The organism is Thiohalophilus sp., assembly GCF_031581315.1.
Lineage (GTDB): Bacteria > Pseudomonadota > Gammaproteobacteria > UBA6429 > Thiohalophilaceae > Thiohalophilus.
On the sequence record NZ_JAVLAZ010000043.1, the window covers coordinates 1 to 21,721 of the forward strand.

Below are 21,721 nucleotides of genomic sequence, written 5' to 3' on the forward strand. Positions count from 1 at the left end.
AGTCCGCCCTGCGCGGCGCGCCCCGCATCGGAGCCGTGTGCCGCGCAACCTTCGTGCTCGGGATCACCCGAACTGAAGTGATACACCACGGCTTTCATATAACGCGTAGGCATATCGGCCGTGGTCGGCTTGCCTTCACGAAATCGTTGCAACTCGGTTTCGGTCCACTTTTCGATGCTGTCTTCAATATCAAACATGGCACCGGCGTAGGATTTACGCCGCACGGCTTTATGGGGCAGACGCAATACATAACTGATCACGTGTGCCAGGCGGCCATCCGCACACGGCGAGATATCCAGTGTGTGAAAGCCACAGTCGATTAAAAAAGTCTGGAATTCCGTTTCCAGACGACTTAGGAAACCATTCGTAAAAAAGTCATCACAAAATCGTTGGTACGTCTGGAACACACACCAGGCAAACAGCCGGCGCATATCCAGTTGGGTCACCCAGGCATCGGCCAGAACGTCGGCAGGCAATTCGAACCCGAGTTGTTCCCGGGCCAGCGCCTGGGCGCGTCGTTCAAAGTCGGCTTCGTGCTGCAGGCCGGAAATCTGTTTCAAAGTCGGCACAATCGCATCGAAGGCCGCTTTGGTACGCTGCTCGTATTCAAACAGCCGGGCATTTTCCGTGGCATTGCTCAGCGGATGCCGGCCGGATTGCACCGGGGCGAGGTTCGCGCGCGCATTGCCCGGCTTCGCAGGGGCATTGCCTGCGACAGTTCGGGCCCCGGGACGACCGGCCGGCGCGCTAGGCGACCAGCTGATCGAACGGGATTGTTTGCGACGTGAACTCAACATGATCGTTGCTCCACCGGGTTAATTAACCCCGGGCACCTCCGGAATAGGTAATCAATGAACCTTTGTCCGTATTACCACTGCCGCCGGTCACCGGACTGACGGGCTCGGGGACATCCTCGTTGCGTTTCATCTCCGGCTTCATCTGCATGGCGCCGGTCGCACGTCCGCCCTGACGGGTCGGGTTGCGTTTACTGGCGGTCATGCCTTCGGTTCCGGTCACCCGGTCACCGCGATCCCAGTCGTCGCCGGTGATCTTCAGACCCACCTCAATGCCTTCGCCGCTGATCCGGGATTTGACCCGACCCTGAACCTGCTGGGCGGTTTCCGGCATTGGCGCGGCCATTGGCTCCGCCTGGTTCCCTTTGCCAAACCGGGCTTCTTCGGTTCCGGTCACCTTGCCGCCGGCCATACCGAACGGACCGGTGATCTTGCCCTGCTCATACCGACTGCCGGTCACATCAAAATGTTCGTCGCCCTGGCTCGCATGCACCGGACTCTGCACACTGAACTGGCCCCACGGGGTCTCGCCCAGTTGCTGTGGAAAATCGGGGCTGCCCGGTTCGGCCGGCACCGACGGGCAGGCCTCGGCAAACTGGTCCGCCCCTACATACGGCGTACCACTCAGCGGTTCACAGGCACCCTTACTCGCGCCGGTCAAATGGCCGTTGAGCCCCGGCTGGATGCCGGTCATGACCGAACCGGGGGTGCTGCGCTCCTGGCGATAACGGGCTGTTGCCCGGGTCGTCTCCTCCGGCTTGCAATACTGGCTGTACTGTTCCAGTCCGGCATACGGTGTTCCGGTAACCGACTTGCAGGTACCCGGTTCATCGCCGGTCATGCGCGAGGAACGACCGGTCAGGGTGCCGGAGACCGACCTGCCATGAAATGTCTGGGTAAAACCGACCTTTTGATCCTGCGGTTTCGGTGCTTTGCCGCAAAAGCCCTGATACTGCTCCTGGCCGACATAGTCATCACCGGTAACCGACTTGCAGGTGCCCGGTTCATCACCGGTGACCCGTTCCGAACGACCGACCTGGGTACCGGTCAGGCTGCCACCACGCAGAGTCTGGCTGGTGCCGACTTTCATCGGTGATTTGCCATTGCCTTTTTGCATGTACTGGCTGCCGCTCAGCTCACGCCCGGCACCGCGTTCATCACCGGTCACTCGCGAAGAGCGTCCCACGTTGGTGCCACTGACACTCTGTCCCTGGCGGGTTTGTGACGTGGTGATCTTGCTCGGAACACCGCCGCTTGAGGTACCGCAAAACGCCTCGGTCTGATCGGCGCCGATATATTCCACGCCGGTCACGCTCTTGCAGGTGCCGGGCTCATTGCCGGTCACTCGCGAACTGCGACCCACGATACTGCCGGTCAGGGTCTGGCCGTGGCCGGTCTGGCTCTGGCCCACTTTCCAGGGCGCATCGCTTGCCGCGCCGGTTTCACTACTACCACCTGTTTTGTTAGGCCGTGTGCGACCGACCGGTTCGGACTTTTTCTTGCCGGTATTGCCGTTTTTGCAACGATCGGCGCGCACTTTTTTGGCCAGTTCGCGTCCGGTCAGTTTCGGATTGGCGGCGCGCGCGGTTTGCGCTTCGCTCATTCCACTGCCGTTAAGCCCGGCCTTGCCACGCTGGGACATGGCCTGGCGGCGCGCCAGCGAGGCGGCACGAGCGCTGTTCATCTGGATATTCTGTGGTCGTGTCCTTACCGTTGCCCGCATTTTTCCGGCAGATTGGGTCGATTGCGTATCGGTGTGCGGCGCCGATGATTCAGAACGATCCTTGCCACCACAACCGCAGTCGCCCTTGCCTTTGACCTCGACATCGGCCGATTTGGCGGGCGCGGTTTGCGTCGCCGTGGTCTGGGCCTGTGCGCCGCGGGTACGATCGGTATCCTTCAGCGCGGCCTTGCCCCGGGTCGACATTGCTTCACGCCGTGCTCTGGAAGCTGCGCGTGCTGTGTTGTTCTGTGCAATCTGTGCCATCGTAAACCCCGTCACATCGATACTGGTTATTCGTGTCGGGGTGCCGTCTCTTCTTCACGGGCACCCCTTTTTTACTTGCGCCGTTTAGCGCCCTTCGAAGACCACGAAGGAATGACCCTGAGTCTGGGCATAGCTGTCGTAACCGAGCAGACGGATATGGTGATCCGGATAGGAACGGCGACAGGCTTCCAGCTCGTCGAGGACACTCTGCAGGTTGGTCTCACCGAAAAACGGCAGCTTCCACATCGTCCAGTAATGATCGGTAGCCCGACTCGGAGCTTCATGCTCGATGGCCGGAGACCAGCCATTGGCCAGGATGTAGGCAACCTGCTCCTGAATCTCTTCAGGGGTCAGCTTGGGCAAAAAGCCGAACGTTTCGAGAGTGTGTTGGGTCTGGTAATCACCCGCTTCATACATGCTCATAATCATTTACCTCATATTTATTCGGTAGCTGTTTGCTGCGTCGTGAACGGACGGGACTTAGCCCACGTCCAGCTTGTCCACGGTTTCGAATTCGAACTTGATCTCTTTCCAGGTTTCCAGCGCAATCGCCAGTTCCGGACTGGTTTTTGCGGCGTCCATGAGAATATCGCGTGCTTCTTTCTCAATTTCACGACCCTGGTTACGCGCCTTGACGCAGGCTTCCAGTGCGACACGGTTGGCCGCAGCACCGGCTGCGTTACCCCACGGATGACCCTGGGTACCACCACCAAACTGCAGGCAGGAGTCGTCGCCAAAGATGGCCACCAGCGCCGGCATGTGCCAGACGTGAATACCGCCGGAAGCGACCGCAAAGACACCGGGCATGGAGCCCCAGTCCTGATCGAAGAAGTTCCCGCGCGCGCGATCTTCCGGTATAAAGGATTCGCGAAGCTGATCGACAAAACCCAGAGTGGAATTACGATCGCCTTCGAGCTTGCCGACCACGGTACCGGTATGCAGCTGATCACCACCGGACAGGCGCAGACACTTGGCCAGCACGCGATAGTGGATACCGTGTTTCGGATGGCGATCGATAACCGCATGCATGGCGCGATGGATGTGCAGCAGCATGCCGTTCTTGCGGCACCACTTGGCCAGACCGGTGTTGGCGGTAAAGCCGCCAGTCAAAAAGTCGTGCATGATGATCGGGCTGCCAACTTCCTTGGCGAATTCAGCGCGCTCGTACATCTGCTCCGGATCCGGGGCGGTGACGTTCAGGTAATGGCCCTTGCGTTCGCCGGTTTCCTGCTGAGCTTTTTGAATGGCTTCGCCAACGAACTCGAAGCGATCGCGCCAGCGCATGAATGGCTGGGAGTTGACGTTTTCATCGTCCTTGGTCAAATCCAGACCACCACGCAGGCATTCATAGACAGCACGACCGTAGTTCTTGGCAGACAGACCCAGCTTCGGCTTGATGGTGGCGCCCAGCAGCGGACGACCATACTTGTTCAGACGATCGCGCTCGACCTGAATACCGCCCGGGGGGCCCATGCAGGTCTTGATATAGGCGATGGGGAAGCGAATATCTTCCAGACGCAGATGCTTGAGCGCCTTGAAACCAAATACATTCCCCACCAGCGAGGTCAGTACGTTGGTTATCGAGCCTTCTTCGAACAGATCGAGCGGATAGGCGATAAAGGCATAGAAGGATTCCGAGTCACCGGGAACATCTTCGATCCGATAGGCCCGGCCCTTGTAGAATTCCAGGTCGGTCAACAACTCTGACCATACGGTACTCCAGGTCCCGGTGGATGATTCGGCGGCCACGGCAGCGGCAACCTCCTCGCGTGGCACGTCGGGCTGGCCGGTGACCTTAAAACAGGCCAACAGGTCGGTATCCAGCGGGACATAATCCGGGGTCCAGTATTTGTCGCGGTATTCTTTTACACCCGCTTGATAGGTATTCGCTGCCATGATCTACTCCTGCTTCGGTTGCTGATGTTTCAGTTCGCTGCAAATTCTGTTTGGGTAGTTAAAGCTTAGGGAGCCGGTTTGTTTGATACAAATCGATATTTTCTTCGTTATCGATAGATGATTAGCTATATCATTAACCCTGCATCTCATAGGGATAGAAGTTTATCTATCCCCGGAATTACCCCTCACGTCCTGTTTCCCACAACAGAAAAACTCTTGTAAGCCCTGGTTTATCAAGGGTTATAAACCTTCCCTTCCTCCGGCCACATGACTTAAAACGCATGTCGCAATTGCCGGGTCTTGTCCACCATTCGATAGGTTGAGCGATTGTTGTTAAATCGCATCGCCTCATGCAGCCCCACCCAGCCAATCTCGTGGGACTCGTCGTTGCCCGGAATGGGCAACCCGTCGTCGATCTCCACCAGGAAGCGGATATCGATGTGTTCGTGGGCCGGCGCATCCGCCGTCGCCGGTGTCCAGTGTATGTCCACATCAAAGATCGCGTCGCTCAGCAACGTGACATGTGATGGATCGATGCCGCTCTCTTCGGCCGTTTCCCGCAGGGCAACGCGCAGAATATCGGCATCGCCGTCGGCATGACCGCCGGGCTGGAACCACTGATCCAGTTTGCGATGATGCAGCATCAACACATGCGAGCGATCAGGGCTCACCACCCAGGCCGATCCGGTCACGTGTGTCGGCAGCAGCTCACGCTTGAAACAATCCGGATGTTGCTCAACGAATGCGATCGCACGCCGGACAAAGCCTGCCTCGTCCATGAACCGGGTTTGATGTTGTTCGAGTAAGCGCAGCAGTTCCTGGCGATGCATCAGCGTGACCCCCATGAGCTCCATGGATGTTGCACGGCGGCGATGGCCGCGGCGGCGGCCTCGTCCACGTCCGCCTCGCGTCCGGAGAGGGTCAGGCGCCCGAAGGCGCCGACCGCGCGGGCATCGATCAGGGTGATATTGGCGGCTTTTTCCGCCTGGTTGGCCGCATAAATGATGTAACCGGCCGGATCGGTCTCGAGAATAAACATGCTCTGATCGGGCAGGATCATCGAGCCCTTGCGATCCTGGCGGTTGATCACCACAGTGTGATCGGGCGTCATGCCGCGGATGGTTTCCTGCCAGGCAATCTTGCACGGTTCGGGATCGGTAGCGGCCGTCCCCAGGTGGTTGAGTATCACCCGGCCCGATTCTTCCACATCGCTGTGATCGCGATGGTGTATCACCATCGAGCCGTAGGCACGCTCCACCACCTGCTGGGCCAGATGCACGCGGGTCGCCTTGAGCGCCATGTCTGTGAGACGATGCACGGCCATGCCCGGCGAAACCTCCACCCACAGGCAGGCATTACCCGGCGAGGGGGGAAAGCCCTGCGACACAGTCGCCATGTATTCCGCCAACTGTGGCTGCAGGGAGTCGATATAGACGTAGGTTCGTAGTGAAATCATGTACCGCGCGCTCGCCACTGCCCTGCAAAGCCAGAATAAGTCAGCAGCTTAAAAACCCCGGTACTTCAATACAAATCGATAATACCTAGGATTCTGATAGACGATATTCTATGTATAAAGCCCGTGCGATTGATCGGGACAAATGGCTGGTGTGCATAGTTATATATAAGCATGTACCAGAGGAAGTTTATTGTGTGAAACAACATATGGCGAAGTTCTCCGCCGGAAGGTGTGCGTGAAGCGAGATTGGGTGCCGGATCCGCTCGGCTTGATCCGGCCTGCTGGCTGTCAACGCCAGCACAGCGAAGCTGACTGTTTGAAAATTATATCCGGCTAGTTACAACGCGTCTTCAGTCGGCGTAATAGCGGGTATAGCTGGCCGGGTCCATGTCGACCACCTCGGCAGTGATAGCAGCGACATCCAGTTCCAGCGCAAGCAGCGCCGTGACCACATTCTCAGACAACTGTTTTTTCTGTTCGGTGCTGCGCCCGGCATGGATCCGGCAACGTACGCAAACAAAACCCCGCCCCTCGACGCCGTGACGATAGGCCGTCACCGGGATGGCGCGTGATTTGATATTTGCGGTGTTGAACAAGCCCGAGGCCCGGGCCGACTCGAACACTGCATCGACCAAGGACTGTGCCTGTTGCTCGTCCAGACAATCTGCACTGTATTCGATGATCAGATGCGGCATGATGAAACCGGGTTATTGGATGATATGACGAGTATATCAAACGGGTCTAATTAAACCTGCAGCCACTCATTTTGAACGCGCGTCACCCCAGATCTCTTCCAGGCGATTGTCCCGCCCACAACTAAGGCGATAGAACTTGTAACGCAGGGACGACTTTTTGTAGTAGTCCTGGTGATAGCTCTCCTCGCCTTTGATTGGCCAGAATGTCGAGGCCTCCAGAATCGGCGTGACCACGTTTTTATCGGGGAACTGCTCGACCACTTTCTGCCGCGAGGCCTCGGCCAGGCGCCGCTGTTTGTCATTGGCGACGAAGATGGCACTCAAATAGGAATGCCCCTTGTCACAAAACTGCCCCTGATCATCGAACGGATCAATGTTCACCCAGTAATGATCCAGCAAATCCCGATAGCTCACTACCTCGGGATCATAGATCACCTTTACTGCTTCATAATGGCCTTCGTGGTTACCATTGTAGGTCGGATTGGGGATCTCGCCGCCGGTAAAGCCGGAGATCGCCTCGGAGACACCGTCGAGTTTTTCAAAATCGGCTTCCATACACCAGAAACAGCCGCCGGCGAAGATCGCCTCCCTGGCCTGCGCCAGAGAAAACGACATCAGCCCCAGCAGCAACAACACCCATGCTTTGCTATTCATCATAGACACCTCGCGTCGGTTGGAGGCTCGCCGTCAGGCCCACCTGGCTGTGACACCGGATATGGGCCACAGTTCAGCGCGCAGGCACAGGTCAGGCGGGACGACGTAACAGATCGACGCGAATGGGCATCTCAAAGCGGGCCCCGTCCTCGCCCTGGTGTGCGGCAAAGCGAGCCTTGACCTGTTGATACAGCGCCTCGTCCAGGCGATGTTCGGTATGGGTGGCGTTGATGACTTTGTTGTCAAAGTCGGCAAAATCTTCGAAGTGCATCGGGGCGTTGAAGAAGGTCTCTTCGACCAGTTCGAACCGCCCCGCCTCAACCGCCTGCTGTAGAGTGTTAAAGGCCGCCTCGCGCACCTGCTGCTCATCGTGGAACAGGCGCAGGATCTCATTGAAATCCCCGGCAAAGATCGGCTCGGAGACATAGAGCTGTCCGCCCGGTTTCAGAACCCGGTGAATCTCGTGCATGGCCGGTTCCATTAACTCCGGCGGCACATGGTGCAGGGACTTGAACATCAGCACGACATCGACACTGGCATCGTCCAGGGGGATCGACTCGGCCCCGGCCAGGCCAAAGGTCACGTTCGGCAGATCGGTGAGCTGTAAATTGGCGTGGTGGGCGACCTCATCGACTTCAAAGGCGAACACCCGGCGCCCGCTGCCGCCGCTGGCGATATCCCGGGTAATGTCGGCACGGCCGCAACCCAGCTCCACAATATCGCTGTTATCCAGTCTCAGCAGGCGCTGATAGATTTCCGCCTCCGGACAGCTCTGTTCAATTTTTTCAGGTTTAATCTGCATTTTATGTCTATGACCTCATACACATGGCGCACTGCGCGACAACCAATCCGGATGGGCATAACGACTTGATAATGCCCTGAATAAAAGTTCCCAATACCCGATCACCGACACCGGCTTTACGATGCATGGTGATAACCCTCTTGCATGAACAGGTTCCACGGTTGATAACAGTCCCTGATCCTTGTGGGAGCGCCTTTCAGGCGCGATTCTCGAATCTGGCAGGTCGCCGCTACAAGCGCCTCCCACAGCCCATCGCGCAGGGATGAGTTACAAGAGTCGAGGATTTATAGCACCTGCCCGAAGGGCCGCGAAGGGCCCTTCACTGTTGTTTGATAAAACTCTCCAGCTCGCGGCCGAAAGTTTCCACTTCCTTCAACAGGCCGGCTTTGCCCGCATCCACTTCCTCGTCTTTACGCAATGCTTCGATCTCGGCATAAAAGTCCTTGAAGCTCAAAAACCCGGATTCTCCTTCGACCAGCCGGGTGTGACAATGTTCCAGCCACTGAGCCTGCTCGTCGGCGGTCAATGATTCGGGATAATTACGCGCCCGGTAGCGGAACAGCATTTCCGGCAGGCGCTTGTCAGCAAAGCTCCAGGTCTGCGTACCCAGCTCTTCGGGTGAGGTGTCATGAATTCGCTGCATCAGCGCTTTGTCCTTGTCATCGAAAAACCCGCCGGCATAGATCATCAGGTCAGGATCCTCCACCGGCTCGAAGGGGCGCTGCTCGAATATCTTGGCCAGTTTTTGCTGAATGGTCTTGCGCTGGTTGAGCAGCGTCTGGCGATGCTGTTTGGATTTCATGATATCGATATTGAGCCGTTTGGCAGCCTCGCCGGTAAGTGTTGAAGCTGGCGCAATCACCGGACACTTGTTGATCAACAGCTGTTTTAATGCCGGACGTTCTACCCCATCGGGCAAATCCTCGTTGCGGGTATAGAGCCGTTCGACCAGGGTTTTGGCACTGTGATCCAGCAGTAACGACGGATCCTGGCCCAGATCGAAAACGATGATACTGTTCTTATTGGTTGGATGGGCGGCAATCGGAACGACCATGCGGGTATTGCCGTGGTCACTACCATACATACCAGAGGTATGCAGGATCGGCGTCATATCCTTGAGATCGATATACTTGAGCACTTCCTGCTTGCGCCGCAGCTGATAGAAAAAATCAAACAGATTCGGTTGATTCTGTTTGAGCAACCGTGCGATACCCAGTGTGGCATAGACATCGGCCAGCGCGTCATGCGCCTGACCATGCTCGATGCCGTTTGCCACGCTCAGTTCGTCGAGTTTGTAGCTTGGCCGATCGGCATCTTCGCGTTGCGGCCAGTTGATTCCCTCCGGGCGAAGATCATGACAGGCACGCACCACATCGATCAGATCCCAGCGGGAGTTGCTGTTCTGCCATTCCCGGCCGTAAGGATCATACAGATTGCGATACAGCGTGTTGCGCGTGACTTCATCATCAAAACGGATCGAGTTGTAACCCACGCCGCAGGTCCCCGGTTGCGACAGCTCCGCCAGGATACGACTGATAAATTCAGTCTCGGGCAATCCTTGCTCCAACGCCTGCTGCGGGGTAATGCCGGTGATCAGGGTCGACATGGGATGGGGAAGATTATCCGGCGCGGGCCGGGCCATGATATTGAGCGGCTCGCCAATGATATTGAGATCTTCATCGGTACGCACCCCGGCGAATTGCACCGGCCTATCCCGGCGGGGATCCGTACCAAAGGTTTCGTAATCATGCCAGTAGAGGGTATTTTGGGTCATGGAACTGCCTTAACTGTATTCTGAACGCACCCTACCATATAGCCTCCTCAAGGACGAATCCGGGCGTGCGCCAGGCAAGTTCCGTGATTTGAGCGGGACAATCGGGAACCCGCGCAGCGCGCTTCCGGTGGCAGGATCAGCAGCCCGATACACACCGCCCATTGTGATCGAACCCCATGGTGCGGCCACTTAATGGCAGATGGACCGGCACGTTGCTCGCCTCGATGAAGGTTGCCGTGCGTGTGCCCGGGATCACCCTGCCTTGCCGGGTGGCCGCCTCGTTGGCGTGGGATGCAATCACCGCGCGAGGTTTGACCAGCTCGTTCACCACGTAGGCCGCCTCGGTCGGCCCGGTGGTATAGGTGTCGCCGATATTCATGACCGCCAGCTTTGCACCGTAGTGATTGCGTACCACCGACTCCTGCTCGGCCGTGATGCCGGTATCCCCGGACAGATACACCACCAGGCCACTGGAGAAGGTCAGTACATAACCGGTCGGCGGTCCGGCATACGCTGTCAGGCCGGCGGCATCCAGCATCTCGCCCAGTTCGCCGCCGATCATTCCCCCGGCGATCCCGTTGGAGTGCACCGCCGGCACGGTGGTAATCGTCACCCCGCCGGCCGTGAGCGAAGCGCCGAAACGCACCAGTTTCGACGCCCCGGGATCCCCGCCCAGTGCACCGAGCTTGCTGGCAAAAAACTTCGGCATTTCGCTGCCTGTAACAATGGTGGCCTCTTTGGCCAGCGCGATATTCACGCTATTGGTATTGGGCAATACATTCACCGGCGTCTCGGGATGCGCGCAGCTGCCAGCGTTGCGCCGGCGGATATGCTGATTGCCCACATGATCGCCATGCAAATGCGAGACCAGCACCACATCGATCCGGCCCAGACGCTCATCTTTCGCCCCGGCTACCGTGCGCCCGGCGTCATACAACAAACGTGTCCCGTCCGGGTCCTCGAAAATCATCGCCCGATCCCGGCTGCAAAACTCTCCGTCGTGACTGCCCAGCGGCGTCACTTTCACCGTTTTGGCTCCGGCACCATTGACCTGTGCCGGGAAGAGACCGCAGGCAAGCATTAACACAATGCAAGGTAACCGAATACTATTTTGCAACATGACGGACTCCACAGGCGAATCAGCAAATTCAAAGTCTAGCCTCAAACGCCGCAGGTTCAAACAACCGATGTAACCGGGCACGCATACCATTACCCGGCGAAAGCCGGGCTCCAGTCTATCCATGCCCCGGACTTACGATTAACGACTTGCGATTTACGATTTTCTGATTTCCCCTGCCGGGAGGACGAACCCGTCTGGCCGCAACGTCACTCGCCTGTTATCGTATCCTGAAACATTCAACCCGGAATAGCGCCATGCAGACACTGATCAAACCCATCTACCTTGCCATCCTCCCCTTGCTGATGATGATCTCACCTGCCATCAGTGCTGAAGAAACCCTGAATGCCAAACAGGTCAACGCCCTGTTCAGTGACAAGACCGTTGAATACCGGCATGACAAACTGGGCTTCGAGTTTGTCGTCTACCACGCGCCCGACGGCACCCTGCGCGGCACCCGCGACGGTCATCCAATGGGAGAACTGCAATGGTCGGTTAACGACAGCGGCGAAATATGCATCGCCTACCAGGGGAAAAAGCGCTGCCATCCGATCATGAACGATGACGGCGTGTACAAAAAATACACCGTCGATCAAAACGGCAACAAAAAGATACTGCTCACCTACCGACGCTTTATCGACGGCAACCCGAATGACTTCTGACAACGAAGCAAGCTTTGCTCTGCCCTTTCCGGGGAAACTGGAGACAGAATCTGATTACCCTCTCCCGAGGGCAGAAGATAGTCAACCTGTTACTCGTACCTAGTACCTGGTACCTCGTTACTGTTTTAAACGATATCCGGTCCTGAACATCCACCACACAATTCCCAGGCAAAGGATCAAAAAGCCCAGCACCATGCCCACACTCAGGGCCACGCTAACGTCGGCGATCTCGTAAAAACTCCAGCGAAACCCGCTGATGAGATAGACCACGGGATTAAACAGCGTCACGGTCTGCCAGGCCGGGGGGAGCATGTCGATGGAATAAAAGGTTCCGCCAAGGAACACCAGCGGAGTGACCACCAGCAGCGGGATCAACTGCAGCTTTTCGAAGTCCGTCGCCCACAGGCCGATGATAAAGCCGAAAAGACTGAATGAGATGCAGGTAAGAATCAAGAAAGCCAGCATCCAGAACGGATGGGCTACATGAATGTCGACAAAGAAACCCGCTGTAGCCAGAATAATCAACCCGATGATCAGCGACTTGCTCGCCGCCGCGCCCACGTAACCGATGACGATTTCCATGAACGACACGGGTGCTGAATGCAGTTCATAGATTGCACCGGTAAACTTTGGGAAGAAGATCCCGAACGACGCATTGGCCAGGCTCTGGGTCAGGATCGCCAGCATCATCAACCCGGGCACGATGAACGAGCCGTACCCCACACCGCTCACCGATTCGATACGCGAGCCGATCGCCGAGCCGAACACAACGAAATAGAGCACCGTGGTCAGCACCGGCGAGGCGAAACTCTGCGCCACGGTCTCAAATGCCCGGCGCATCTCGTGTTTGTAGATCACCCGTATGGCGTAGTAATTCATCCGTCTCTCTCACTGGCAGTCATGCTTGTTCCCCATGTGCCGACCTGTAAAGGGCCGATACCACTTTGCCTGAACCCGGCCTTATGCTTATGACTGTCGTCTGCCAACTGCAAACTATGTGTTCTCATGTTTACCCTTCACCATGTTAACGAAGATCTCCTCCAGCGAGGTCTGATGGGTCTGCACATCCTTGATCACCAGCCCCGCATCACAGATTGCCTGCAACAGTTCATGGATCCGGGTATGTGTGCGGTGGGGATCATAGGTATAGGTCATCTGCTCGCCGCTTTCGGACAACTCCAGCGGCCATTCCTGCAGGGACTCTGGCAGTGTCTGCAATGGCGTTTCCAGCTCGATCACAAGCTGTCGCTTGCCCAGCTTGTGCATCAGGGTCTGTTTGTCATCCACCACCAGCAGCTCGCCGTTATTGATCACACCCACCCGGTCGGCGATGGCCTCGGCCTCTTCGATATAGTGGGTGGTGAGAATGATGGTCACTCCCGCGGCGCGCAGGCGGTGGATCAGCGCCCACATCTCCTGGCGCAGCTCCACATCCACCCCGGCGCTCGGTTCGTCCAGAAACAGCACCCTCGGCTCATGGGCCAGCGCCTTGCCAATCAGCACCCGGCGCTTCATACCGCCGGAGAGCATCATCAGCATGCTGTTGCGCTTGTCCCACAGGGTCAGATCCCTGAGGACCTGCTCGATGTATTCCGGGTTGGGCGGCTTGCCGAACAGGCCGCGGCTGAAGGTCATGGTGTGCCACACCTTTTCGAACGCGCCCAGGCTCAGTTCCTGCGGCACCAGGCCGATACGGCTGCGGGTCTGGCGGTAATCGCGTCGGATATCATAGCCATCCACGGTGACCGTGCCCGAGCTGGGCGTGACAATGCCGCAGATGATCGAGATCAGTGTGGTTTTGCCAGCGCCGTTGGGCCCCAGCAGCGCCAGGATCTCGCCCGGCTGAATGTCCAGGCTGACGTTCTTCAGCGCCTGGAAGCCGCTGCCATAGGTCTTGGACAGGTTACTGATGGAGACGATGGGCGACATGGGATCATCCGTGCGAGTGAGCTGGCTATATTAAAAGGAAAAGCCGCTTATTGCGACAGCCACGCCCAAACCGCTTACCGGCAGATTAGTCTCCCAATCCCCTGAATACGCAGACAAAAAAACCCGAGATTTCGTGATGATGTTGTCCTGTCAATTCACCGTTTGTTGGCCTGTCCCCGCTGGCTGCTCCGGGTCAGACTTGCTACGCTGCCACGGTCACCCCTGGCTCATTCCCCTCATATTGATTATGCCAAGACCGCTTTGCCTGTTTATGCTGTTCACCATCGGGGAACTCTGGCCCGGGCAGCTCACCGCGCAGGAACTGAGCGAGCCGCAAACCATCCGGATCACCGCGCCGCTGATCGAAACCCGCTGGCAGGAAGCACCGGGCGGGATCACCCTGATCGAGGCCGACGACATTGGCCAGGGTCGTGCGCCCCTGCAACCCACCGACGCCCTGAGCCTGGCGCCGGGTGTACTGGTGCAGAATCGCGACAATTTCGCGCAGAACCCGCGCGTGTCGATCCGCGGTTTTGGCGCCCGCGCCCCGTTTGGGATTCGCGGCGTTCGGGTGCGCCTGGACGGCATTCCCCTGACCACGGTAGACGGCCAGGCTCAGATCGACGCCATCGACCCCTCATCGATTGATACCATCGAAGTCCTGCGTGGGGCCAATGCTGTATTGCACGGTAACGGCAGCGGCGGTCTGCTCGATTATCGCAGCCGGCATCCCCGTCGCGCGGCCACAGCCCGCGCCGAAGTCCAGCTCGGCGGCTTTGGCCTGCGCCGGGCCCACGGCGCGTTCACCGCACAGCACGAGGCACTGGCTTACCGGGTGGCGGCCACCCAATTGCAACAGAACGGTTACCGCGATCAAAGCGAGGTCGAACGGCGCAACGCCAGCCTCTATATCGATCATCAACAGGGCAGGCGAAACTGGTTTGCAATCCTCAACCATCTGTACAACCCACTGGCCGAGGATCCCGGCGGGCTAACCTATGCTGAATGGCAAAGCGATCCCGGGCAGGCCGCCCCGCTTGCCGCGCAAATGGATGCCGGCCAGCGGGTGGACCAGAACATCGCTTCACTGGGCATGGTGCACCGGTTCGAACAACCTGACCATCAACTGCGTGTGCAGACCTGGCTGATCGAGCGGGACTTTCAACAACAACTGCCTTTCCCCGGCGACAGCCTGATCCGTTACGATCGACGCATCCTCGGCGGCACGCTGCACTATCAGCGCCCCATCGGCCAACTGACCCTGCACAGCCAGTTCAGCCTGGAAGCCCAGCGCGACAAACGCCGGCGCTTTTGCCGCACGACGGTTCTGGAACCGGACTGCGAAGATCCGGCATACAGTACCGACCTGGCACTGGATCAGATCGAGCGTGCGCGCAACACCGGTCTGGGACTGCAACTGGCCGGCCCGGTACTCAATGAACGGGGTCGCTGGATCCTTGGCCTGCGCCACGACCGCCTGAAACTGGCCATCGACGATCAACTGCAACCGGGCGGCATCGACAACTCGGGCGAGCGCCTGTATCGCGAGACCCATTACAGCCTGGGTTACAGTCATGCGCTCAATCAACACTGGAACGCCTTCAGCCAGTTCGCCACCAGTTTCGAGGCACCCACCTTTACCGAGTTTGCCAACCCCGACGGCAGCGGTTTTCGACCGGGGCTGGAACCGCAGTACAGCGACAGCTTCGAAGTCGGCCTGCGTACCCGTCAGTACCATTATCAACTGGAAGCCAGCCTGTTCACGGTGCGGGTTAAAGATGAAATTATCGTCGACGATGATCCCGGCGCCGACCCATCCGATGAGCGCACCTTTTACCGCAATGCCGATCGCACCCGTCGTGAAGGTCTTGAACTGGGTGCTCGCTGGTGGCCGAAAGCCCGGCCCCGCCTGGAACTGGCCGGCGCATTAACGTACATGAATGCCCGTTTCGATGACGCCGTCGACAACGATCTGCCCGGCCTGCCCGACTGGAGCGTGTTCGTCGATGCCGAATATGACTTCAAGGATGGCTGGTTCGCCGGCCTCTCGGCCCAATATATCGGTACCCGCTATGCCGACGATGCCAATAATGTGAAAGTCGGTTCGCAAACTGTCACCAATCTGCGCCTGGGCCGCGAGTTTACCGGCCTGCAGCATGACACCCGGCTGGTCATCGGTATCGAAAACCTGTTCGACAGCGAATACCTGGGCAACCTGCGCATCAACGCCAGTTTCGATCGCTTTTACGAGCCGGGCGCCGAACGCCGATTTTATGCCGGCCTCGAAGTCACCTGGCACTGAAGGCGGCTCCCTTTTATGCCCTGTTCTGAAACACAGCATTTCGTCCGGTATTGTCTGCAGTGATGAAACCCGGCACGTCAATTCCGGTCTGAATAGTTACGATGAGTGAAAACCCGGGGCGCGCCCTGTGCCAGCGCAGCCCCCACGCAATACGTCATGCCGGCCCGGGCCGGCATCCAGCTCCACCACACTGGATTGCGGCATTCGCGGCAATGACGGCAAGACCACAGTGCGGATAGTGTCACACGAGAATGTGAATTCCCGAGGCTCTGATCAGACAGTCATGCAAGACTTTCTGGTCATGACCCGCACAACAGAGGCTACAATCAACACGATATTTAAAATATTCGGGAGCCCATCATGTACCGACGCCTGTTTTTCGCCAGCCTGAGCCTGTTATTACTCGGCGCCTGCAACGCGGCCACGGATACCGGCGAGCCACGTGCCTATCAGGTCGAAGTAGTGACCGACGAACTCAGGCACCCCTGGTCCATGGCCTTTTTGCCCAATGGTGATGTGCTTATCACGGAAAAGGCCGGGCGCCTGCGGATCTTTCGCGACGGCGAACTGCTCCCCGAACCAGTCAGCGGCCTGCCACCGATCCATCCCACCGGCCAGGGTGGCCTGCTGGATCTCGCCCTGCATCCCGACTTTGAAACCAATCGCTGGCTCTACTTCAGCTACGTGGCCAACCACGAAGGCGATGCCACCACCCACGTGGCCCGTGGCCGCTATCGCGACGGCAAACTGAGTGACGTGGAAGTCCTGTTCATCGCCGAGCCGGCCGGACACACCGGCCGCCACTTCGGCTCGCGTCTGGTCTTCGATAAAGACAGTTATCTGTATATCACCGTCGGCGATCGCGGCAATCAACCCCGTGCCCAGGATTTGAGCGATCACGCCGGCGGCACCCATCGACTGCACGACGACGGACGCGTTCCCGATAACAACCCGTTCGTGAATCATCCTGACGCGAAACCGTCGTTTTACACCTACGGCAATCGCAACGCCCAGGGCATGACCATGCATCCCGAGACCGGTGTCATCTGGCAGGTGGAACACGGCCCGCGCGGTGGCGATGAACTCAATATCATCGAAGCCGGCAACAACTATGGCTGGCCGATCATCACCTACGGCATCAACTACAGCGGCACCCAGGTTGGCGAGGGCATCACGCATAAAGAAGGCATGGAACAACCCGTTCACTACTGGGACCCCTCCATTGCCCCCTCCGGACTGGCTGTCTACACCGGCAACGCCTTTCCCGACTGGCAGGACAACTTCTTCGTCGGTGCCCTGGCCCACGAACACCTGGCCCGGCTGGTTATCAAAGACAATAAGGTCGTTAAAGAAGAGAAGCTATTAACCGAACGTGGCGAACGCATCCGCGACGTGCGCCAGGGCCCGGATGGCCTGTTATGGATACTCACTGATGAAAGTGATGGCTCATTGTTGCGGTTAAAACCCGCCAAATAATCCCCTCTCCCTGACCCTCTCCCCATAAGGGGAGAGGGAACAACTCCCCTTTCCTGTGAACGGGAGAGGGGTTGAGGGAAAGGGTATAATCAGGCTGCGCCAGCACACCGATTATGCAAAACGATCGGTCACCATGACATCATCCAGCGCGAGCTGACCCGGACGGGGCCAGGATTCCTTGATGCCCTTACCGATAGTAATCATAAAGGCAATGCTGTGATCGGCCGGCAGGTTGATAATTTTCGCCACGGCATCAAAATCAAACCCGTCCATCGGGCAAGTCTGATAGCCCAGCTCCTGGGCCATTAACATGATGGTTTGTCCGGCCAGTCCACACGAGCGCATACCTTCGTCGCGCTCTACCTGCGGGTTACCCCGGTAATAACCGTCAATCGCCGGGACCAGCATATCCTGAACTTCCTGCGGGGCATTTTGCCAGTAACGTTGCGGTTCGTGTTCCCAGGCCTTGTTGTCGAAGCACAGCACCAGTAACTCCGAGGCCTCGGTGACCTGCGCCTGGTCCCAGGCCACGGCGCGAATCGCCTCGCGTTGCTTCGGGTCGCTAACGCGTACAAAACGCCAGTTTTGAATATTAAACGCGGTGGGAGAGAGTATGGCGTGCTCCATTAATTGATTAAACGTCTCCTCCGGCATCTTGTGTTCCGGGTCATACCATTTAATCGCGCGCCGTGCGCGCACCGCTTCACTGACTTGCATAACTTTCTCCCTGACTGAGATACGTAAAAAAGACTACGATATACAACTCGACAGTTTTATCAACCCGTTAACATTCCTGCAACATTTGATGCCTTGACGGCCGACCTGTTTCTCATGGATATGTTTACCCGGGTGTGACAAACTTTTATCTTTCATCGAGGTGTTGCCCGGACAAGGCCCGCAGCGATCTACCTTAATTCTATTAATCGCTTTGTGGGAACATCAACAACTCCTTTAACCGGGAACGAAGTGTTACCCCACCGGTCAATAACTGCAGAGAGTCAATTTCTCCTGCATGCGTTGACAGGCTTCACCCACAATACACTCTGGATAAACACCCGGTAACTTCATGAACATTGCAATCATTGGCGGCTCTGGCGGTATCGGCCGCACCTTTGTTGAAATCCTGGCGGACCGACCGGGTGTCGATGCGATCCATGCCACCTATAATCGCACTCCACCGCCATTTGAGCACCCCGCCGTTAGCTGGCATTCCCTGGACATCACCGACGAGGCAGCCATCCGGCGCTGGGCGCAGAACCTGGGTGAGCTCGACTGGCTGATCAATGCTGTCGGTATGCTGCATGATCCCGAACAGGGGCCCGAGAAAAGCATCCGCCACCTCGACCCGGCGTTTTTCATGCAGAACATGAGCCTCAATGCCCTGCCCATGTTCTTGCTGGCCAGGCACCTGCAACCCCATTTCACGCACGGGCGACCGGCGATCTTCGCGACCATCTCTGCCAAGGTGGGCAGCATCGAGGATAATCGGCTGGGTGGCTGGTACAGTTACCGTGCCTCCAAGGCCGCGCTTAACATGGGTCTCAAGACCCTGGCGATCGAGTGGCAACGCACCCTGCCCAATGTCACTGTCGCCGCCCTGCATCCGGGTACCACGGATACGGCCCTGTCCAGGCCGTTTCAACGCCATGTTCCGCCAGGGCAACTGCAATCGCCTGCCTATACCGTCAATGCCCTGTTGAATGTCCTCGACAACCTCACCCCCGAGCAGACGGGAAAATTCTGGGCCTTTGATGGAGAACAACTGCCATGGTAATGCAGACAATGCGCCACCCGTTTCGTCGCTGGCTGGCATCAGCGTTGATACTGCTTGCCCAGGTTGGTATCACCAGCACTCTCACAGCAGGTCAATTGTCAGACTATGAATGGCAAAACCGACCGCTGCTGCTCTTCGCCCCGGACAGCGACGACCCGCGCCTGCAACAAACCCGTACAAGACTGGATCAACATCGTTGTGAACTGGACGATCGGCAGATGATCCTCGGCGAGTTTGTCGCACAGGGACAGAGTCGCCTGGCAGGCAAGCCTGTTACAGGCCAAACGGCTGCCAATTTGCGTGAACGCTACGGAATCGAACCCGGGCAATTCGCGGTCATTTTAATCGGCAAGGACGGCGGTGAAAAATACCGGCTGTATGAGGTGCCCGAGCTGGATGGGATTTTTGCCCTGATCGACGGCATGCCCATGCGCCAGAATGAGATGGCCCAAAACCCGGTCGACTGTGGCAAAGACTCACCATGACCCCCATCAAACAGCAGCGTCACGCTATCATTGCAATACTGTTGTTCCTGCAAACGGTAAACCTTATGGCTTCTCAAGACATCAACTACATCGATACCCGCGACAGTGGCGATCGCCATGCCAGCTCCGGCAACGAGTGGCGCCTGATCACCGACCAGGTCATGGGCGGTGTCTCGCAGGGCCAACTCAGTCCGGATACAGTCGACGGGCAGCCCTGCCTGCATATGCAGGGTGATGTCAGCCTGGAGAACAACGGCGGCTTTGTGCAGATCGGTCTCGACCTGTCCGATGAAGTATTGCGCGATGTTCAGGACTATACCGGACTGGTACTCGAGATCTATGGCAACAGCGAGCAATACAACGTCCATCTGCGCACCGCCGACATCTGGCTGCCGTGGCAATCCTATCGCGCTACCTTCACTGCCACGCCGCAATGGGAGCAGATTTTTCTGCCCTTTGCCGACTTCAAGCCCCACCGCATCGGCAGCGAACTCGACGTCAGCCGCCTGGAGCGGATCGGCCTGGTGGCAATAGGGCGGCAATTCCGTGCTGATCTATGTATCGGCAAAATCGGCTTCTACCGCCAATAACGGCGCAGCCAGTACGATCTGCAGGTTGTTCGTTTGCGTACAGCTACTGAGTCGGTCGCAGTTCATCTCACTCATTAGCCTCCCCTCTCCCGGTACGGGAGAGGGTAAAAGAACCAGGCAAAGAGCTATCGACTCTTAACAAATCGCTCGCGGATCTTTTCCACGCGCTTGCGGTTGGCGCCAAGATCAGAGCGCCCCACCCGCGAGGCCGAGCGCACGTGAATCACCGCCTGTTCGGCATCCAGCCGGAACTCCACATCATCGACAAAGCGCAATAATGGTGTTTGATACACCGCGTGCAGGTAGTTGTCCTTTGCGACAATCACCTCACCACCCGTTTGAGCGACCACCCGTCGGATGCTGGTCCACGCCGCATCTACTGAGCCGGCATAGGCCAGCGGTTCGATATAGGAATCTTTACCCGGGTATTCACTACAGACACAATTGGGTGTCGCCGGACAGGGCCGCAACTGGCCCTCCACCAGGCCCAGCTCGGGCTGCTTGCGCGAGGCGACGGACAACCCGATCAACAGCACAATCACGATAATGACCAGTACCGCAAAAGAATACGCTATCACTTTCATACCTGACCTGTTGCCCGGTTTTGGTTCAAATTCATTTAATTACCTGGTTTTTCGCTGAAATAGATATCGCCGAAAAAGGACTCGGCGGACTGCCCGGTATTATCCCCATCCACCATCACGGCCACCGCATCAATCTGACCGATCGCCTCGCCAAAGACATTTTCAAGATCCTTGCGCACGTTCCGTTTTTCCTGCACCCACTGGCCCGCCTTTGCCTCGCCGGACTGTACCGCCACCATCTTCGCCTTATCAGTGTAGGCATTGTCCCACTGGCTGCCCTGCGGCTCGTGACTTGCCCAGACATAATTAATCGCCCGGGTTCGCCAGAAGAATAACCCGCCCGAGACCACCACGTAGACTCTGGCCGGATAATCATCCCCTGCGCGGGTCTTTTCGTCGTTGTCAGTGAAAATATTTGTAATTTTCCAGGACCAGTTTAGCCAGGGCGTTTTAGCCAGATCGACCTCGATCGCTTTGTACAGTCCCGAGGCTTCACCCTGGGTAACGGCTCGTAGTGCCTGGCTGTATGGGCCATCGACCAGTTTATACGTGGTGTGACCTTCAAAAGACTTTTCTTCCCATCCCGAAAGCTGCCCCTCGCTGAAGTTCCCCACAATGACTTTTTTCCCGGCATCCGCCGCCAGCGGGGCAAGCATTATCATGACCAGGGCCAGCGTTCGAAGCATCACCAGGACTCCTTTTTACTGCCCGGTTATTTATGGTCCATAAGCCGCTGCAGTATTG

At 57.6% G+C, this 21,721-nt stretch carries 22 protein-coding genes; 6 read left to right on the plus strand and 16 right to left on the minus strand.

Annotation, left to right across the window (positions count from 1 at the left end):
- The 11 genes from RI563_RS07830 to RI563_RS07880 form a co-directional block, all read right to left on the minus strand.
- On the minus strand, window positions 1–797 hold a 797-nt coding region (locus tag RI563_RS07830), incomplete at its 3' end, for a carboxysome shell carbonic anhydrase (protein WP_310693812.1).
- A 22-nt stretch (window positions 798–819) separates the two neighbouring features.
- Window positions 820–2,781, minus strand: a complete 1,962-nt coding sequence (locus RI563_RS07835; RefSeq protein ID WP_310693813.1) for a CsoS2 family carboxysome shell protein — start codon at window positions 2,779–2,781, stop codon at window positions 820–822.
- 84 nt (window positions 2,782–2,865) lie between these two features.
- Window positions 2,866–3,198: a ribulose bisphosphate carboxylase small subunit gene (locus RI563_RS07840; protein ID WP_310693832.1), complete on the minus strand. Its 333-nt coding sequence runs from the start codon at window positions 3,196–3,198 to the stop codon at window positions 2,866–2,868.
- A 63-nt stretch (window positions 3,199–3,261) separates the two neighbouring features.
- Window positions 3,262–4,677 (minus strand): form I ribulose bisphosphate carboxylase large subunit, encoded by a 1,416-nt coding sequence (locus RI563_RS07845; protein ID WP_310693814.1) that lies wholly within the window; start codon window positions 4,675–4,677, stop codon window positions 3,262–3,264.
- A gap of 272 nt (window positions 4,678–4,949) precedes the next feature.
- Window positions 4,950–5,507, minus strand: a complete 558-nt coding sequence (locus RI563_RS07850) for an NUDIX hydrolase (protein ID WP_310693833.1) — start codon at window positions 5,505–5,507, stop codon at window positions 4,950–4,952.
- Window positions 5,507–6,133, minus strand: coding sequence for a BMC domain-containing protein (locus RI563_RS07855; protein WP_310693815.1), 627 nt, complete (start codon window positions 6,131–6,133; stop codon window positions 5,507–5,509). Before RI563_RS07855 ends, RI563_RS07850 begins: the two co-directional genes overlap by 1 nt.
- 350 nt (window positions 6,134–6,483) lie before the next feature.
- Window positions 6,484–6,828 (minus strand): 5-carboxymethyl-2-hydroxymuconate Delta-isomerase, encoded by a 345-nt coding sequence (locus RI563_RS07860; protein WP_310693816.1) that lies wholly within the window; start codon window positions 6,826–6,828, stop codon window positions 6,484–6,486.
- Window positions 6,829–6,894: 66 nt separating this feature from the next.
- Entirely contained in the window at window positions 6,895–7,482 is a 588-nt protein-coding gene (gene msrA / locus RI563_RS07865) for a peptide-methionine (S)-S-oxide reductase MsrA (RefSeq protein WP_310693817.1), read from the minus strand.
- Window positions 7,483–7,573: 91 nt separating this feature from the next.
- A complete protein-coding gene (locus RI563_RS07870; RefSeq protein WP_310693818.1) occupies window positions 7,574–8,284 on the minus strand; it encodes a class I SAM-dependent methyltransferase in 711 nt (236 codons plus the stop codon).
- 319 nt (window positions 8,285–8,603) lie between these two features.
- Window positions 8,604–10,058 (minus strand): exodeoxyribonuclease I, encoded by a 1,455-nt coding sequence (gene sbcB / locus RI563_RS07875; RefSeq protein WP_310693819.1) that lies wholly within the window; start codon window positions 10,056–10,058, stop codon window positions 8,604–8,606.
- 136 nt (window positions 10,059–10,194) lie between these two features.
- Window positions 10,195–11,139, minus strand: a complete 945-nt coding sequence (locus RI563_RS07880; RefSeq protein ID WP_317622869.1) for an MBL fold metallo-hydrolase — start codon at window positions 11,137–11,139, stop codon at window positions 10,195–10,197.
- A gap of 293 nt (window positions 11,140–11,432) precedes the next feature.
- Here RI563_RS07880 and RI563_RS07885 point away from each other — a divergent pair, with 293 nt between their 5' ends.
- A complete protein-coding gene (locus RI563_RS07885; RefSeq protein ID WP_310693821.1) occupies window positions 11,433–11,837 on the plus strand; it encodes a hypothetical protein in 405 nt (134 codons plus the stop codon).
- Window positions 11,838–11,954: 117 nt separating this feature from the next.
- On the opposite strand, the gene RI563_RS07890 is transcribed toward RI563_RS07885, so the two are convergent.
- Together RI563_RS07890 and RI563_RS07895 are read right to left on the minus strand one after the other, a co-directional pair.
- Window positions 11,955–12,716: an ABC transporter permease gene (locus tag RI563_RS07890; RefSeq protein WP_310693822.1), complete on the minus strand. Its 762-nt coding sequence runs from the start codon at window positions 12,714–12,716 to the stop codon at window positions 11,955–11,957.
- A 114-nt stretch (window positions 12,717–12,830) separates the two neighbouring features.
- Window positions 12,831–13,766 carry an ABC transporter ATP-binding protein gene (locus RI563_RS07895; protein WP_310693823.1) on the minus strand — a complete coding sequence of 312 codons (936 nt, stop codon included), beginning with the start codon at window positions 13,764–13,766 and terminating at the stop codon, window positions 12,831–12,833.
- A 247-nt stretch (window positions 13,767–14,013) separates the two neighbouring features.
- On the opposite strand from RI563_RS07895, the gene RI563_RS07900 reads away from it, so the two are divergent.
- Window positions 14,014–16,068, plus strand: coding sequence for a TonB-dependent receptor (locus RI563_RS07900; RefSeq protein WP_310693824.1), 2,055 nt, complete (start codon window positions 14,014–14,016; stop codon window positions 16,066–16,068).
- Between the two features lie 360 nt (window positions 16,069–16,428).
- Window positions 16,429–17,544, plus strand: a complete 1,116-nt coding sequence (locus RI563_RS07905; protein WP_310693825.1) for a PQQ-dependent sugar dehydrogenase — start codon at window positions 16,429–16,431, stop codon at window positions 17,542–17,544.
- A gap of 111 nt (window positions 17,545–17,655) precedes the next feature.
- Here the strand turns inward: RI563_RS07905 and RI563_RS07910 are convergent, their stop codons facing one another.
- Window positions 17,656–18,261 carry a nitroreductase family protein gene (locus RI563_RS07910; RefSeq protein ID WP_310693826.1) on the minus strand — a complete coding sequence of 202 codons (606 nt, stop codon included), beginning with the start codon at window positions 18,259–18,261 and terminating at the stop codon, window positions 17,656–17,658.
- A 349-nt stretch (window positions 18,262–18,610) separates the two neighbouring features.
- Here RI563_RS07910 and RI563_RS07915 point away from each other — a divergent pair, with 349 nt between their 5' ends.
- The 3 genes from RI563_RS07915 to RI563_RS07925 all read left to right on the plus strand — a co-directional run bounded on the left by RI563_RS07915 (window position 18,611) and on the right by RI563_RS07925 (window position 20,393).
- Window positions 18,611–19,318: an SDR family oxidoreductase gene (locus RI563_RS07915; RefSeq protein ID WP_310693827.1), complete on the plus strand. Its 708-nt coding sequence runs from the start codon at window positions 18,611–18,613 to the stop codon at window positions 19,316–19,318.
- Window positions 19,312–19,803 (plus strand): DUF4174 domain-containing protein, encoded by a 492-nt coding sequence (locus RI563_RS07920; protein ID WP_310693828.1) that lies wholly within the window; start codon window positions 19,312–19,314, stop codon window positions 19,801–19,803. The genes RI563_RS07915 and RI563_RS07920 overlap by 7 nt, the downstream gene beginning before the upstream one ends.
- A gap of 65 nt (window positions 19,804–19,868) precedes the next feature.
- A complete protein-coding gene (locus RI563_RS07925) occupies window positions 19,869–20,393 on the plus strand; it encodes a CIA30 family protein (protein WP_310693829.1) in 525 nt (174 codons plus the stop codon).
- Window positions 20,394–20,518: 125 nt separating this feature from the next.
- On the opposite strand, the gene RI563_RS07930 is transcribed toward RI563_RS07925, so the two are convergent.
- Together RI563_RS07930 and RI563_RS07935 are read right to left on the minus strand one after the other, a co-directional pair.
- On the minus strand, window positions 20,519–20,977 hold the full coding sequence (locus RI563_RS07930; RefSeq protein ID WP_310693830.1) for a DUF1499 domain-containing protein: 459 nt from the start codon (window positions 20,975–20,977) through the stop codon (window positions 20,519–20,521).
- A gap of 35 nt (window positions 20,978–21,012) precedes the next feature.
- Complete coding sequence (locus tag RI563_RS07935) at window positions 21,013–21,663, minus strand: DUF3047 domain-containing protein (protein WP_310693831.1); 651 nt, start codon at window positions 21,661–21,663, stop codon at window positions 21,013–21,015.
- Between the last annotated feature and the right edge of the window lie 58 nt (window positions 21,664–21,721).